Source organism: Colwellia marinimaniae, assembly GCF_002207865.1.
Taxonomy (GTDB): Bacteria; Pseudomonadota; Gammaproteobacteria; order Enterobacterales; family Alteromonadaceae; genus Colwellia; species Colwellia marinimaniae.
Map to the genome: position 1 here is coordinate 31,244 of NZ_BDQM01000016.1, position 15,421 is coordinate 46,664.

Genomic DNA, 15,421 nt, shown 5'->3' on the forward strand with positions numbered 1-15,421 from the left:
GAGATATAACCAGAGCCAGTGACTTAAAGGTGAACAATAAGTGGTCAGTGATAAAAAGACAGCTTGAGGCAGACCGTATTAACGTGTGCGCTGGTTGCTAGTAAACCTTTAATATCATACAGGCAAAAAGAACAGTGTAACCAAGAGCCTAGCTAGAAATAACTTGCTTTGCAGTTAACAGTCAATTAACGTGTGATCAGAAATAATTCTCAGTTAAATTCATATCATTAGAAGGTAAATTTATTTATGGACAATATCTTGTTAAGCTTACTCACTAACCCGCTTGTCTGGGTGACGATTGTTATTTTATACACCCTAAAAAAGGGTGTCTATTTTGTGCCGCAAAACCGTGGCTATGTTGTTTATACCTTAGGGAAATACACCAAAACCCTATCGGCGGGTTTAAATTTTCTTATTCCTTACGTACAAACAGTGGCGGCTGATCGAAATTTAAAAGAGCAATCGTTAGAAATAATCTCTCAGCCAGCCATCACCAAAGATAATATCACCTTGGATATAGACGGTATTTTGTTTATGAAAGTTATCGATGCCGCTGCCGCGACCAATAACATTACCGATTATAAAACGTCCGTTGTGCAACTTGCCATGACCTCAATGCGTAATGCTATTGGTTCGATGGAGTTAGATGAATGTTTCCAAAATCGTGATGCTATCAATGCGCAAATTTTAGGTGCTATGACTGAAGCGACCGCACCTTGGGGCGTTATGGTGACGCGTTATGAAATTAAAGATATCACCCCGCCGCAAACCATTCGTGAAGATATGGAAAAACAAATGACGGCAGAGCGAGAAAAACGTTCGGTGATTTTAACCGCTGAAGGGGTTAAAACCTCCGCCATTACCGAAGCTGAAGGTTTAAAACAAGCGCGTGTTTTAGATGCAGAAGCGGCAAAAGCAGAGCAAGTATTAGCGGCACAAGCCACTAAAGAATCACAAATATTAGAGGCAACCGGTAAAGCTGAAGCGATACGTTTAGTGGCTGAAGCCGATGCTAGTGCCTTAGAGGTGGTGGGTAATGTCGCCAATACTGAACAAGGTCGAGCGGCGGTAACCTTGACCTTAGCGCAAGATGCTATTAAGGCGCATCTTGCCATAGCGAATGAAAGTACTATAGTGCTAACCGATGGTAAAACCGGTGATAACATTGCCAATACTGTTGCCCAAGCGATTGCGGTATCGAGTAGTTTAAAGCTTTAATGTTGCTAAGAGTTAAAGGTAAGGAATTATATTAATATGCAGACCTTTTTAGAAAACCATCAACTTATCTGGTATGCCATCGCGGGTTTAAGTCTAGTGCTTGAGTTAGGTATTATGGGCTTAAGTGGCCCGTTATTATTCTTTGCTATCGCCAGCGCTCTCACTGGGGTGTTAATCAGTGTCGGACTTATTGACGGTTGGCAAAATGAAATATTGGTGGTTGGGGTATTATCTGCTGTTATTACCTTGTTGCTGTGGAAGCCGTTAAAGAAGATGCAAAACTCCCGCAGCAAAACCGATGATTCCAGCGATATGATAGGTTTGCAAGTACCGGTAAGTGATGATATTACCAAAGCTAGTGGTAGTATTCGTTACTCAGGACTTAATTGGCCGGCGCGTTTAGCTGATGATGTTGATATTGAGGTAATTGAAAGTAATAGCCAATGTACTATTGTGGCGATTACGGGAAACACTATGTTGGTTGCGCCAATTAACTAACTCACTATTCTTTTAAAGTAATTTATCAGAGTTATTATAAACCAGTACGAATATCATTATTCGTACTGGTTTTTTATTGTCAATTTCTTACGTATTTACTTATAAATACGTTCAGCCCAGCGGGCTAAGCCTGAGGTGACACTACCAAAATGGTCACCGACAATCAGTGGGATGCCAGGCATTTGTTGCTGTAAAAACTCACTCAGCACCGGTGATTTTGCTGTACCGCCGGTAACAAAAATAACATCAGGCTGACATTGGGCTTCTGCCACGGCCGATGTCATCAACTGAGCTATCTGATCGAGAGTTCGAATATTTGCTTGTTTTAACATTGCTCGAGAGACAGTTATCGCTAAGTTTTCATGAATATCATCTAGATGAATGATTTGCTCTTCATGATCAGATAAGCCAATTTTGGCTTGCTCAGCGGCATTGACTAGTTGATAACTGAGTTTGTGATCGTGGACAGTTAGTAAACGTGACACCAACTCGCTTTCTTGCGCATCTAGGCTTAATAGTTCTAGTTCACGTCTATTTTTGGCGCTATAAAACTCGGTTTGTGCATTAATATTATTGATTGCCAGAGCTTGTCTAAAGTTTGCGCTGGGCATAGGTTTACCTGTTTTTAGTAAACTGTTCATGCCCAAGCTTGGCATGATACCTTGCAAGGCTAATTGAATATCAAAGTCATTACCGGCAACACGAACACCTGCATGCGCGAGCAGATGCTCGTTACGATTATCATGTTCAACGAAATCTGGGCCCATTAGTAACATTGAACAATCGCTGGTGCCACCACCAATATCTACCACTAATACCCGAGTTTCTTTAGTAAGAGATGCTTCAAATTCAAAACCTGCAGCGACGGGTTCATATTGAAACTCAACATCTTTAAAACCAACACGTTTTGCCGCTTTAGTTAAGACACTAATGGCCTGTCGGTTACTTTCCTCGCCATGTAAACCTTGGAAGTTAATCGGGCGACCGATAACCGTTTGGGTCACTTCTTTTTGTAAGGCTTGCTCGGTGAGATTTTTTACATTGCTCATCATGCAAGCGACAATATCTTCAAAAAATTGAATTTGTGTGTTTGCTAAACCACTAGCACCTAAAAATGATTTCGGCGATTTGATGTAGTAGCCTTCTTCTGGATCTTGAAGATATTGTGTTAAGGCGCTTTTACCAAAGAGTAATTCACTGGAGATACCGTCAAATTTTAACTCGCGTAGTGCCGATTGGCCTTTTTGTAGCTGATGTCTACGCTCAGCAATATAGTCTGCTTGTTGTGGCGCCGCTAATTGTTGCGATAGCCAACTACTAATAACATCGCGACTTGGCGCATATAGATTAGAAGCAATGTATGACTCATTACCTAACTTATTACCGAGTAAAGGAATAATGTGGGGTTGGCCGTTGCGCATAGTGGCGACACTACAATTAGACGTACCGTAATCGAAACCTATCATCATTAATACCTATGAGAATACCTGGAAGAAAAAGGTCGCGTAGCATACTCAGTTAATCAGTGATTCACAAGACTTTGTCAGTTAAAATGGCAAAAATAATCTCGAAAATTCAAGGGTCTCTATAATGAAATTAAGTAAAACCAATCAAAAAATTGATAATAATGTCTGTAAAGCGTTAACGGTTGCATGTGAGTCTTCTTTGCATGACGTTGCCGGTTTTGTTTGGTTAACCCATAGGGCGAATTACACTAATTTTCCGGCCAGCTTAGTGATCACTTGTGTGTTTAATACCGATGAAGAAGTGGCTGCGATGAAAGCAGAGCAGCAAGATGAAGTATTACGCTTGAGTATTCAAAAGCAATTATTAAAAGTGGGCGTAGTGGTTAAAAATATTAAACAGAGTGTGCACTTTGATAGTGAGGAAGCTTGTCAGCGACAACACCGCGGGGAATGGGCTGATCGCCTAGCATTGAGCGTAGTAAAACAAAAACCTAATGCTCGACGTGTTCATTAAGAGGAGTCTTTAATATAGGGTAATAATAGCTTCAAAGATGATAATCTTTCTTGATTATTAATAGCTATTGATAGTAAGGAATTGAACACATCTACCAGCCTAATTTTTTATCACCAAGCTATAGTTGCATGATAATTAAAATAATTGAGTAGAATATTTTAGGTTGTGTTTCTAACTCAACTTGGTGCGCTTTGCGGAAGTTAGCTTAAAAATATTTGCGATATATTTTCTAATAAATATTTTATGTCATGTTACTGAGCCGGCTCAGTAATAAGCTGTTAAAGCTCTCTCATATTCCACTGTATTAATCATATATCTGTAGTAATGAACAAAGTCTTTGTATGTAGTTAGTAGATCTACTATTATGTAGTTATTGAACGGGTTGTTTTGTAGTTAATGCTTTATGTGTGTGTGCTTAATTAATTATAAAAACAATCACTTATGTGGCTTTGGTGTAGATAAATGAATAGCAGAAACGAGTTTAACCTCAGAGTGGTTAGTCCAAGTTTTGATTCTGAGTTGACAGATTCTTTGATTGAGTTAAATCATTTAAGAAAATTAAAATTACAAGGTACAACAGCCCCTTGGATATTTTTTCAATTAAAACATATATTTCATATTTTGGAGAGTGTGGGGTCTGCAAGGATTGAAGGAAATAGAACTACGATTTCAGAATATATTGAAAGAAAAATCGAAAATAAAGAAAGATCGAACGAAAGGTTTTCAGAGATTGCAAATGTTGAAGCTGCTATGGAATTTATTGAAGATAGCATTAGTGAGGGGACTGAATTCACTCACCACTTTATTAAACAGTTGCACCAGTTAGTCGTTGGAGAATTAACCGACGAAGGCGATCGAACTCCAGGTGCTTATAGAACTTGGAATGTAGAAATATCTCAGTCTGATCATACGCCACCGGATCATATTCAAGTTCAATCGTATATGGACGAATTTATTGACTTTATCAATCAAGATGGAGCGGATAAATACGATTTATTAAAAACTGCTATAGCACACCATAGGTTCACTTGGATTCACCCTTTTGGAAATGGTAACGGCAGAGTCGTAAGATTGCTTACTTATGCTTTAATGATTAAGTATGGTTTCAATGTCAAAGATGGAAAGATTATTAACCCAACGGCAGTCTTTTGCAATGATAGAGACAAGTATTATGAACGTTTGTCTGAAGCTGATTTAGGTACTGATGAAAGCTTATTAAATTGGTGTGACTACGTATTAACCGGAATTTTAGAAGAAGTAACTAAAGTTAATAAACTGCTAGATTTTGACTTTCTATATAAGAATATTCTAGTGCCTACTATTAGCTTAGGTGCGGAAAGAGGATATCTTAATAAAGAAGAAGCAAAGGTTTTGAATATAGGAATATTAAAACAAAGCTTCAAGGCAAGTGAACTTGATGAAGCACTTGAAGGTTTAACTAGTCGACAGAGAACACATCTTCTATCAAAGATGAAAGAATCTGGGTTTATTAGACCATTAAAAGAGAATGGTCGAACTTATTACGTTAGTTTCATGAATAACTTTCTAATGAGGAGTCTTATTCAGATACTAGAGAAAGAGAACTTCATTCCAGCTATAGATTAGTCGCCTTAACAAGCCATTCAAACGGACAAATTACAGTTGGCTTTTTGTTCGTGCCTCACTTATTTTAGCCAACTGCAATTTGCCGCTTAATGGGGCGTTATGCCTATTAAAAATATAAAAATATAACAAAAAATATAACAGACACCCACTCAAAAAAAATATAACAGACACCTAAAAATATAACAGACACCCACTCAAATGGAAATAATGAGTGACTCTACTATGCTTAAATAATCATCAATAAATTTCCATTGAGAGTTATTATGGCCACGGCAAGAAAACAACAAATAAGCTTAGTTGACACGCCTTATTATCATTGTGTATCTCGTTGTGTTCGGCGGGCATATCTGTGTGGTGAAGATAAACACACCGGGCAAAGTTATGAACATCGACGTGCTTGGGTCGCCGATAAATTACAGGAGTTAAGTGACGTTTTTGCTATTGATGTCTGTGCTTATGCGGTCATGAGTAATCATACCCATTTGGTATTATTTATTGATGAGCAGCAAGCTAAGTCATGGACAATGCATGAAGTGATTAGCCGTTGGCATCGGTTATTTAAAGGGACCTTGCTAACGCAACAATATTTACGGGGTGAGCCACTCATTGACACGCTACAACAGGTTGTAAACGAAACCGCCAAGGTTTATCGTCAGCGCCTGATGGATATCAGTTGGTTTATGCGTATTTTAAATGAAACCATTGCTAAACAAGCCAATCTTGAAGATGGGTGTACCGGCAGGTTTTGGGAAGGACGTTTTAAATCTCAAGCCTTGCTTGATGAAGCCGCGTTAATAGCCTGTATGGCTTATGTTGATTTAAATCCAATTAGAGCTAAGAGTGCTAAAACCCCAGAAACATCGAACTACACCAGTATTCAACGACGGATAAAAGCCGCGATTAAAGGGCAACAAGCCCAACAACTACTGCCCTTTATTGGCAATCCAAGAAAGAACATGCCTACAGGTTTACCGTTTGAATTAAGTGACTATATACAATTACTTGATGTAACAGGTCGCTGTATTCGAGCCGATAAACGCGGTTATATTGACAAAGCCCAACCTGAAATATTAACCCGCTTAGGCATTAGTACCCAAAACTGGTTAGTATTAACTACACAATTTAGACAATGTTTTCATGGTGCCGTGGGAAGGACACAAGCACTAACGGATTTTTGTCAGCATCAACATTTAAAGAAACGCGCTACGGTGTCAATTTGCCAAAAGTTACTTGCTTAATAATCCATATAACTCATCGGGATAAATTACTCACTTAAGGCTAGTTGTGTCTTTAATTTGATGAATTCTCTGTTTTTGTCCATTGTTATTAATATTCTATTCGACACCATAAAAATCAAAGAAAACTCTGCTCAATGTAAATAAGAAACGATGATTTATTGAACTTATGTATTAATTATTTTGAGTGGGTGTCTGGTGATTTTTTTCTATAAGTTGTTCAAACGGACGAAAAACAGTTGGCTTTCGTTCGTTCCGCACTAATTTTAGCCAACTGCAATTTACCGCTTAAAACGGCGTTATCGATACAAAAGCTAATCCAAATCAACGTTACAGATTAAAAGCTAATGTCCGTTGTGTGGTAACAGTGCTCCTTAGCCCGTTAACCAGAACATGTTCATTTTCTAGAATTAACTAAGACAGCCATCGTTATAGTTGCATAACCCTTTAGATTTTAGCTGCTATTTCTTAACTCATAGGCTTAAAATTAAAGTGGCTGTCTTTGTTATATAGTATTTGTTATATATATTTGTTATATATTATTTATGCTCGTACTTGGCCATCACCAAAAACGACGAATTTCTCTGTGGTTAATGCTTCGAGCCCCATAGGACCGTACGCATGTAATTTACTGGTTGAGATGCCTATTTCCGAGCCTAAACCTAATTGATTACCATCTGAAAAACGTGAAGAGGCATTGACCATCACTACCGAGGAATTTATTTGGCGAATAAATGCTTGGCTACGCGAAATATCTTGGCTGATAATTACTTCAGTATGATCAGAGGTAAACTCATGGATGTGGCTAATGGCCTTATCAAAACTACGGACCACCTTAACGGCGATTTCTTGCGCTAAATACTCGGCTTGATAATCTTCTTCGGTTGCTAATTCAGCATGAGCAAAATAACCAATACTATTTTTACAGGCATGTATTTTCACTTGTGCCGCCTCTTCAAGTGCCTTAGCCGCTAATGGCAAAAAGTCGGCACTGATATCTCCATGTACTAAGACCGTTTCAAAGGCATTACAAGCACTGGGCTTTTGTGTTTTACCGTTCACTAAAATATTAACTGCTTTCGTTAAATCGGCATATTTATCTATGTATAAGTGGCAAACGCCCTTAAAGTGCTGAATCACTGGGATACGACTATTTTCACTGACATAGCGGATAAGACTTTCGCCGCCACGTGGAATGACTAGATCTATGGTGTCGCTTTGTTTTAACAATTGCTCAATAACACTACGACTGGTATCCGGTACCACACTGACAATATTTTCATCGACATCATGAGCAATTAATACCTGATGCAAACAGTGAGCAATTGCTAAGTTGGAGTGAATTGCCTCTGAGCCACCTCGTAAAATCACCGCATTACCCGACTTTATACATAAAGCGGCAGCTTCGGCGGTAACATTGGGCCGTGCTTCGTAAATCATGGCAATAACACCAAGAGGGATACGCATTTTACCGACTTGAATACCGTTCGGGCGTAATGAGAGCTTATCAATACCACCGATAGGATCGGCTAAGGCAACAATTTCACGTATAGCGGCAGCAATTTCTTTAATGCCTTGCGCTGTTAATACCAGTCGATCAAGCATGGCTGCTGATAAACCTTTCTCTTTACCGGCGGCAATATCTTTACTATTTTCTTTAATAATAATGTCGCTATTATTTTCAATAGCCGTGGCCAGGGCATTTAACAAGGTGTTTTTTTTACTGCTGTTAAGTTGTGCCGCAACTCTGCTGGCTATTTTAGCCTTGTGTGCCATGGTGGCGATATTAAAGTCGGTCATCTTGCTACTCTTTCGAAAAGTTGTTTTAAGTATTTATGGGTAATTATAAAGTGGCTTATAAGGCTCTTTACCATGCTCTTTATAAAATAACCATATCATCGCGGTGTACTACTACATCACCTTGGTCATGGCCTAAAATAGTGCTGATATCGTTACTATGTTTACCCATAATTCGTTTTAAATCATGATAGCTATATAACGAAATACCTTTCGCGATTACGGCATTATTTTGTGCATCAATAAGCTCGACCGCATCGCCGGCTTTGAATTCTTTTGTTACCGATTTTATGCCAGCAGGTAATAGAGAGGCGCCTTTATTAACTAAGGCATTAACGGCGCCTGGGTCTAGGCTAATGATACCTTGGCTTTTTAAGGTATGTTTGAGCCAGTGTTTTTTTGCGCGAATAATATCTTTATCTGCGGCAAAACGAGTACCTGGATTAACTTTAGCTAACAGAGAGCTAAATACCTCACTTTTGGTACCGTTGATAATATAGGTATTGATGCCGTGTTCAACCGCTTTTTCTGCGGCTTGGATTTTGGTTTTCATACCACCAGTCGCCAAATGATTACGACTGGTGCCGGCCATGGCATAAATTTCATCAGTAATCTTATCAATATTAGGAATTAATACCGCATCATCATGGATTTTTGGGTCTTTGGTAAAAACGCCATCTATATCACTTAAGATGAATAAACTGTCGGCTTCACATACCTGAGCAACTAAAGCCGCAAGGTTGTCATTATCGCCTATGGTAAGATCTTTAGTGGTGACGGTGTCATTTTCATTAACGATAGGCAGTATACCGTTGGCCAATTGAATTTTAATGGTTTCTTGGATGCTGACAAAACGTTTTCTATCGGTTAAATCTTCTTGGGTGACCAGTATCTGGCTACAAGGGCTATCAAAAAATCGCTGCCAATTAGCCATCATTTGCATCTGACCAACACTTGCCATGGCCTTTTTAGTGGCGACAGAGAGCTTTGGTGAACCATGATGAATAAGAGCACGGCCAGCTGCGACACCGCCAGAGGAAACTAAAATGATCTCTTTACCTTGTTGTTGGCATTTAGTAATAAATTGCGCAATTGCTAAGATATATTGGCCACTACAACCATCGCTAGTGGGTGCAACTAAGGCACTACCAACCTTGATTACGGCTCTATGAAAGTTCATTTTATCTCCTATTTTTGTTGATTATTTGAGTATGCGATAAACTGAGTAAAAACTCAATTATTAACGGTGATTAGGTAAAGTTGCAAGTGTGAAAAGTATGTTTTTAGCTGTTTAATAACGTATATGCAGCTAAGCATGCATTTTATCCCTTTATTTTAACTAAAAAAGTGCAAAGAAAGACCGATAAAAAAAAAGCGATCATTTTTCACCCATGCGTGATTTATACTGATAGCGTTATATTAAAATGAATTGCCTTAAGAAGTGAGAATAAAAAAATATAATTTATAGCTAAATCATGATTAAATAACGTAATCCGTGTGACTTATCTATTATTAGTAATTATTAAGATATGCTAAATTTTTTACCCGCAAAATTGATCGGTTTTTTATCTTTTTCTCTCTATATATTTAATACTATATTTTGGCTCTTGCCTATTTTAGTGTTTTCAATGTTTAAAGCATTAATACCATTGCGTTTTTCTAAACAGTTTTTTAGTTACTTACTCGACATGATGGCGAGTAATTGGGTAGCGACCAATAGTGTAATTCAAAAAGTATTCACTAAAACCACCATAGTGATAACTGGATTAGAAGAACTTAAAATTAAGGACTGGTATTTGGTGTTAGCAAACCATCAAAGCTGGGTTGATATTGTCGTTTTACAACGGGCTTTACATGGCCATATTCCATTTTTGAAATTTTTCTTAAAAAGAGAGCTTATTTACGTACCACTATTGGGCTTAGCTTGGTGGGCACTTGATTTTCCTTTTCTGAAGCGCTATAGCCAAGCTTTTTTAAAGAAGAACCCTCATTTACGTGGTAAAGATTTAGCAACGACCAGAAAAGCCTGTGCTAAGTTTAAACACAAACCTGTTAGTGTGATGAACTTTATTGAAGGTACTCGCTTCACTGAGAATAAGCATGATAAGCAAGGTTCACCCTTTAAATATTTACTGAAACCTAAATCAGGTGGTATCTCTTTTGTATTGGATGCCATGGGCGAGCATTTAACTAAAATTGTTGATGTTACTATTTATTACCCGGACGGCATCCCTAATTTTAGTGATTTTGTCTGCGGGGAAGTAGAAAGGGTGCATATTGAAGTACATGTTTTGGATATTCGTAGTGCCTTAGGGCATATCGACTTTTCAGATCGTAATGATAAAATTGCTTTTCAAAAGTGGTTAACTCAATTTTGGCATGAGAAAGATGCTCGTCTTGAAAAAATTAGCCAGCAGTATAACGATTAACTATTTAATAAAACTGAGCGCTTGCTGCCAGCGAGTCAATTCACTTAGCCAGACTATGACCGGAAACCTATATGAATGAACTGATCAGTATTTGGTTAAGTGAGCAAGGCCTTAGCGCTAAATATTTAGCCAGTGGCGCCATTAGCCTAGGCATCTGCTTAATATTTTTGCTTGCCGCGCTAAGTTATTATCTGGCAAAACATCAAGTATTAGCGTTGATAAACAAGGTCATTATTAATAGCAAAAACACCTGGGATGACACCTTGATGGAGCATGGCGTATTGAGTCGAATGGCCTTGCTGTTGCCGTTAGTGTTAGTACTTTTTTTAACCCCACTTATTATAGACACTAGCAGTGTCGCTAGTACCTTACTTATGCTATTTAGTAAGGTATTGCTTACCTTTCAAATATCTCGTTGTATTAGCGCCTTGCTAAATGTCAGTAAAAATATATACCAAGAAAGTGCCAAACAACGTTTTTTACCGTTAAGTGCTATTATTCAAATCATCAAATTAGCCTTATATTTAGTGACTGCTATTGTCATTCTTTCGCTTATTATAAACAAGTCACCGGTTTATTTACTCAGTGGCTTAGGGGCTTTAACCGCGGTTTTATTGTTGGTTTTTCAAGATACCATTAAAGGTTTGGTGGCCAGTATTCAAATATCAGCGAACCGCATGGTGGTTGCCGGTGATTGGATTGAATTACCTAAATATGGTGCCGATGGTGATGTCATAGAAATTGGTTTAAGTACGGTTAAAATAGAGAATTTTGATAAAACCATTACCACGGTACCAACTTACGCCTTGATTAGTGACTCTTTCAAGAACTGGCGTAATATGTATAACACTGGCGGGCGCCGTATTAAGCGCACGATTATTATTGATATCGGCAGTATTGGTTTTTATAGCGCAGCACAAATAAATAAGCTGACTAATGCCCACTTATTACAGGGTTATCTCAGTGATAAAAAGCAAGAACTCGCGAAAAATGAGCAAGATAATAATAGTGAACAAGAGAGTAATAGTGATGAAGTTGAGCAATCGTTGCATTCACTCAATAATCGACAGCTGACTAATATCGGTACTTTTCGTGCTTATATCACCAAGTACTTACAACAAAATAGTTGTATCCGTGATGACCTAACCTGTATGGTCAGACAGCTGGCTGCCACGGAAACTGGACTACCTTTAGAAATATACTGTTTTGCTAATACCACAAATTGGCCTGAATATGAGGCTATCCAAGCCGATATTTTTGATCATCTTTTTGCCATTGCACCACAGTTTGATTTACGTATTTTCCAGCACCCAAGTGGTTATGATTGGCAAAAAAACGCATAAAATAATTCATACAATTAGAGTGAAAGATGAAATCAATAGAAGAGCAATTAGCACGATATAAAAGCGTGCATTTAAATAAAAAAAATATTAACACCCATTTTATTGGTGTACCTTTAATTGTGTTGGCAGTCACCTTGATGCTGGATACCATTCGCTTTGAAATAAGTATCAATGATATCTTGAGTATGCCGTTCACCCTACACCTTACTTTAGCTATGGTGATTTTTGCGGTAATAGCAATTTACTATCTGGCTTTACACCGTTTTTTAGCCTTGGGCATGTTGCTGTATATTTTAGTTAACTTAGCTATCGCGCAATTATTTAGTGGCGTTGAGGGGGTGTTTTATATTGCCATTGGCTTGTTTGTTGTTGGTTGGCTTATTCAATTTTTGGGTCATCATTATGAAAAAGCGAAACCGGCTTTTATGGATGACTTGAGCCAGATTGTTATTGGACCATTATTTTTAATGGCTGAAGTGTATTTTATGCTTGGTTTAGAGCCAGTATTAAAAGCAAATATTACTTCATTAGCGATTGAAAAGCGTAAAGCCTTAGCAAAAGCGCGCTAAGTAACGTCCGTTAAACTAGCTATCAAAAATGATATGGCTATAAACTTTATAGCCATAAACCTTACCGCTGTCTAATCACCCCTTCTTGCATGGTTGACGCGACTAACTCACCCTGACGGTTATATATCTGTCCTCGAACCAGTCCTCGGCCATTACTCGCTGACGGACTGTCCATACAATAAAGTAACCAATCATCGAAGCGAAATGGACGATGGAACCACATAGCGTGATCTATGGTGGCTATTTGGAAGTTTGGCTGCCAATGACTTGCCCCATGAGGCAATAGCGCAGTCGGTAAAAAGTGAAAATCTGAGGTGTAAGCCAACATATAAGTATGTATGCCTCGATCATTCGGTAAATCGCCGTTGGCTTTGATCCACATTTGGCTGGCCGAATTGGTTGGCTTTGGTTGTAACCAGTTATATTGTTGCACGGGACGAACATCGATAGGCTTTTCGGCTAAAAATTTTTCGCGCAGTGACTCAGGGATATACTGCTGATTCGCTTTTATATAATCGGTAAATGATGACAGTTCTTCAGGAGGGGTAACCTTTGGCATGGTATCTTGATGGTCAAAGCCCGTTTCAGTATGTTGAAAAGAGGCGGTCATATAAAAGATGGTTTTACCATTTTGTACCGCTTGCACACGACGGGTGCTAAAACTAGCGCCGTCACGAATGACTTCTACTTGATAAACAACCGGCATACTTGCATCGCCTGGGCGTAAAAAATATGAATGCAGCGAATGAACAAAGCGATTAGCGGCAATGGTCTCTTGAGCGGCAGAAAGGGCTTGACCCATTACTTGACCACCGAAGAGTGCCTTATAGCCTAAATCTTGACTTTGTCCGCGATAGATACCTTGCTCAATTACTTCTAATTTTAATAACGCCGATAATTCGTCTAGTACACGTGACATTTTTTTACCTTACATTTCAAAGGCTATTTGCCTAAATAGCAATTTATTTAAGGTATCTAGTGTAATCATTATTGATGTTACATGCAAAGTAGGTTAAGTTTTGTGCAAAATAATAATAATAATACAAATAACAGAATTTTAATTAAATCATAATTGGACTGGGAAGAGGTAATTATGGCTGTAGCAATGCGAAGAGAAAATTTGTTGGAACGTCGGCAAAACATGCCGAGTGATGCAGATGATCTCTGGGAAGAATTAACTCTGGCACAAAAATTTTCGGCCAGCAGCTTAACGCAATTTGGTTATCAACTTAACTTTATTAGAGATTTTCATGATAAGCATATTGCCGTGTTAAGCTGTAATGACAATATTGCGATTATCTCTAAAGGGGGAGAAATCAATACTCACCCTAATATCCAAATTCGTCATTAAGCTAGCGAGACAGAAAAAAGCGCCTATTGGCGCTTTTTTTGTGTCTTTTTTCTACTTTTTAAGGTTTTTCGGCGTTTAATAACGTAAAATAGTCGGCATTATTGGTAAATAAGTAATTGTATCTATGTCTCGTTCAAAAAAATCAAGAAAGCCAGGTAACGCACCGACTGCTAAACCTAAGTTAAGTAAGCAAGAATTATCTAAAGTTGAAAAACGGACTCGTAAAACTACGGGTAAACCGGCGGGCAATCGCCAAAAAGAAGCTGTGCAAGAAAAAACAAATAGCAATCAGCAAGTGACTAACACAGACTCTCGTTTAGGGAATAAAACCCCTATTGCTTTGGGAAAAATTGTCGCCAAAGCAGAAAAAACAAAACAAGTAAAAACACCACAAAAAAGCCAGAAGTCAGCAGGTATCGCTAGTATTCGTTATGTTGAAAATGTTGAAAATGTTGAAAATGCTGAGAGTGAACTCCCGGTTAACAATGAACTGTCTGCAGAGCAAGAACTTGATGCCATTGAGCAAGATGAAGCATTGCAAAGTATTTTAGCTAAGCAAGAAGATGATATTGCCTTAACTGAGCAAGAAGTTAATTACTACAATGACATGATGGCGCGTCATCAAGCTTTATCGACTGAATTAGGTCTTGATGAAGAAGATGATGAAGAAGTTAGCGATGAAGCTAACAACAGTGGTAGTGAAGAAGAGTTATGGGATAAGTTAGATAACCCTGACTTTTCCGATTTTAAAGAGAAAGAGTAGCCTGAATGAGTGATTTTTGGCTTTATGCTTTGTTGCTTGCTGTGATAATAGTCTTGGTTTTAGCATTTTATGCGGGCAAGCTATTAAAGCAAGTAGCACAGCAAAAGCAGCAACAAGCTCAAGCAAAAATAAAACAGCAACAAGCATTGAATAAACACGACAAGAAAGTTTTTGATAGTGTGTTATTAATTACTCGCGCTATGCAGCAAGAGCAATGTGAATTTGATGAAGGCTGCTGGCGCTTATCGGTACTGTTATCATCCTTAAAAACAGTGACTGAAGTAACGAGCAAGTTCCCCGGCATTTATACTCTATATGATGAAATTAAAGGCTTTGCCATACGTGATGCACGTAAAGCCTTAACAAAAAAAGAGCGCATGCGCGAAGACTATCAACGCATGAAGGCTTTAAATGAAATGCATGATAAAGTCGTCGCAGACTTAGATGTGCTGCATCAGTTCACCTCAGAGCAGCTCACTCGCTTAACTGCTTAGTTATCCCCTTTTTATATTTGCCGCCAATAGCGGCAATCTCTCGCTATTGCTCTTCTTATTAAGGCTATTATTGCGCTTGATCAATAACCCTATATCTCAACTGGCTATAATGTTTTCGTTAACTAAATAACAGAGTAAG

15 protein-coding genes are annotated in these 15,421 nt (G+C 38.4%); 11 read left to right on the top strand and 4 right to left on the bottom strand.

From position 1 onward, the window contains the following. Positions 1–246: 246 nt before the first annotated feature. Entirely contained in the window at positions 247–1,218 is a 972-nt protein-coding gene (locus MTCD1_RS10890) for an SPFH domain-containing protein (protein ID WP_057183126.1), read from the top strand. A gap of 36 nt (positions 1,219–1,254) precedes the next feature. After that, complete coding sequence (locus MTCD1_RS10895) at positions 1,255–1,716, top strand: NfeD family protein (protein ID WP_057183123.1); 462 nt, start codon at positions 1,255–1,257, stop codon at positions 1,714–1,716. Positions 1,717–1,811: 95 nt separating this feature from the next. Here the strand turns inward: MTCD1_RS10895 and yegD are convergent, their stop codons facing one another. After that, on the bottom strand, positions 1,812–3,185 hold the full coding sequence (gene yegD / locus MTCD1_RS10900; protein ID WP_057183120.1) for a molecular chaperone: 1,374 nt from the start codon (positions 3,183–3,185) through the stop codon (positions 1,812–1,814). A 121-nt stretch (positions 3,186–3,306) separates the two neighbouring features. Here yegD and MTCD1_RS10905 point away from each other — a divergent pair, with 121 nt between their 5' ends. The 3 genes from MTCD1_RS10905 to MTCD1_RS10915 all read left to right on the top strand — a co-directional run bounded on the left by MTCD1_RS10905 (position 3,307) and on the right by MTCD1_RS10915 (position 6,539). Further along, positions 3,307–3,696, top strand: a complete 390-nt coding sequence (locus MTCD1_RS10905; protein WP_057183118.1) for a hypothetical protein — start codon at positions 3,307–3,309, stop codon at positions 3,694–3,696. Between the two features lie 462 nt (positions 3,697–4,158). After that, positions 4,159–5,301, top strand: a complete 1,143-nt coding sequence (locus MTCD1_RS10910) for a Fic family protein (RefSeq protein ID WP_057183116.1) — start codon at positions 4,159–4,161, stop codon at positions 5,299–5,301. Between the two features lie 263 nt (positions 5,302–5,564). Then, positions 5,565–6,539 (top strand): transposase, encoded by a 975-nt coding sequence (locus MTCD1_RS10915; protein ID WP_088568946.1) that lies wholly within the window; start codon positions 5,565–5,567, stop codon positions 6,537–6,539. A 540-nt stretch (positions 6,540–7,079) separates the two neighbouring features. Here the strand turns inward: MTCD1_RS10915 and MTCD1_RS10920 are convergent. Both MTCD1_RS10920 and proB read right to left on the bottom strand, forming a co-directional pair. After that, entirely contained in the window at positions 7,080–8,336 is a 1,257-nt protein-coding gene (locus MTCD1_RS10920; RefSeq protein WP_057183112.1) for a glutamate-5-semialdehyde dehydrogenase, read from the bottom strand. 79 nt (positions 8,337–8,415) lie between these two features. Then, on the bottom strand, positions 8,416–9,513 hold the full coding sequence (gene proB, locus MTCD1_RS10925; protein ID WP_057183110.1) for a glutamate 5-kinase: 1,098 nt from the start codon (positions 9,511–9,513) through the stop codon (positions 8,416–8,418). Between the two features lie 349 nt (positions 9,514–9,862). Between proB and yihG the strand changes: the two genes are divergently transcribed. The 3 genes from yihG (at position 9,863) to MTCD1_RS10940 (ending at position 12,674) form a co-directional block, all read left to right on the top strand. Continuing rightward, positions 9,863–10,762, top strand: coding sequence for a 1-acylglycerol-3-phosphate O-acyltransferase, YihG family (gene yihG, locus MTCD1_RS10930; protein WP_057183108.1), 900 nt, complete (start codon positions 9,863–9,865; stop codon positions 10,760–10,762). 71 nt (positions 10,763–10,833) lie between these two features. Continuing rightward, positions 10,834–12,105: a mechanosensitive ion channel family protein gene (locus MTCD1_RS10935; protein ID WP_057183106.1), complete on the top strand. Its 1,272-nt coding sequence runs from the start codon at positions 10,834–10,836 to the stop codon at positions 12,103–12,105. Positions 12,106–12,131: 26 nt separating this feature from the next. Continuing rightward, positions 12,132–12,674 carry an Mpo1 family 2-hydroxy fatty acid dioxygenase gene (locus tag MTCD1_RS10940; RefSeq protein ID WP_057183104.1) on the top strand — a complete coding sequence of 181 codons (543 nt, stop codon included), beginning with the start codon at positions 12,132–12,134 and terminating at the stop codon, positions 12,672–12,674. 61 nt (positions 12,675–12,735) lie between these two features. Here the strand turns inward: MTCD1_RS10940 and tesB are convergent, their stop codons facing one another. After that, positions 12,736–13,593, bottom strand: coding sequence for an acyl-CoA thioesterase II (gene tesB / locus MTCD1_RS10945; protein WP_057183102.1), 858 nt, complete (start codon positions 13,591–13,593; stop codon positions 12,736–12,738). A gap of 174 nt (positions 13,594–13,767) precedes the next feature. Here tesB and MTCD1_RS10950 point away from each other — a divergent pair, with 174 nt between their 5' ends. The 3 genes from MTCD1_RS10950 to MTCD1_RS10960 all read left to right on the top strand — a co-directional run bounded on the left by MTCD1_RS10950 (position 13,768) and on the right by MTCD1_RS10960 (position 15,282). Further along, a complete protein-coding gene (locus MTCD1_RS10950; protein ID WP_057183100.1) occupies positions 13,768–14,025 on the top strand; it encodes a hypothetical protein in 258 nt (85 codons plus the stop codon). Positions 14,026–14,149: 124 nt separating this feature from the next. After that, a complete protein-coding gene (yihI, locus tag MTCD1_RS10955; protein ID WP_057183098.1) occupies positions 14,150–14,788 on the top strand; it encodes a Der GTPase-activating protein YihI in 639 nt (212 codons plus the stop codon). Positions 14,789–14,793: 5 nt separating this feature from the next. Beyond that, on the top strand, positions 14,794–15,282 hold the full coding sequence (locus tag MTCD1_RS10960; protein ID WP_057183096.1) for a DUF2489 domain-containing protein: 489 nt from the start codon (positions 14,794–14,796) through the stop codon (positions 15,280–15,282). Positions 15,283–15,421: the final 139 nt, after the last annotated feature.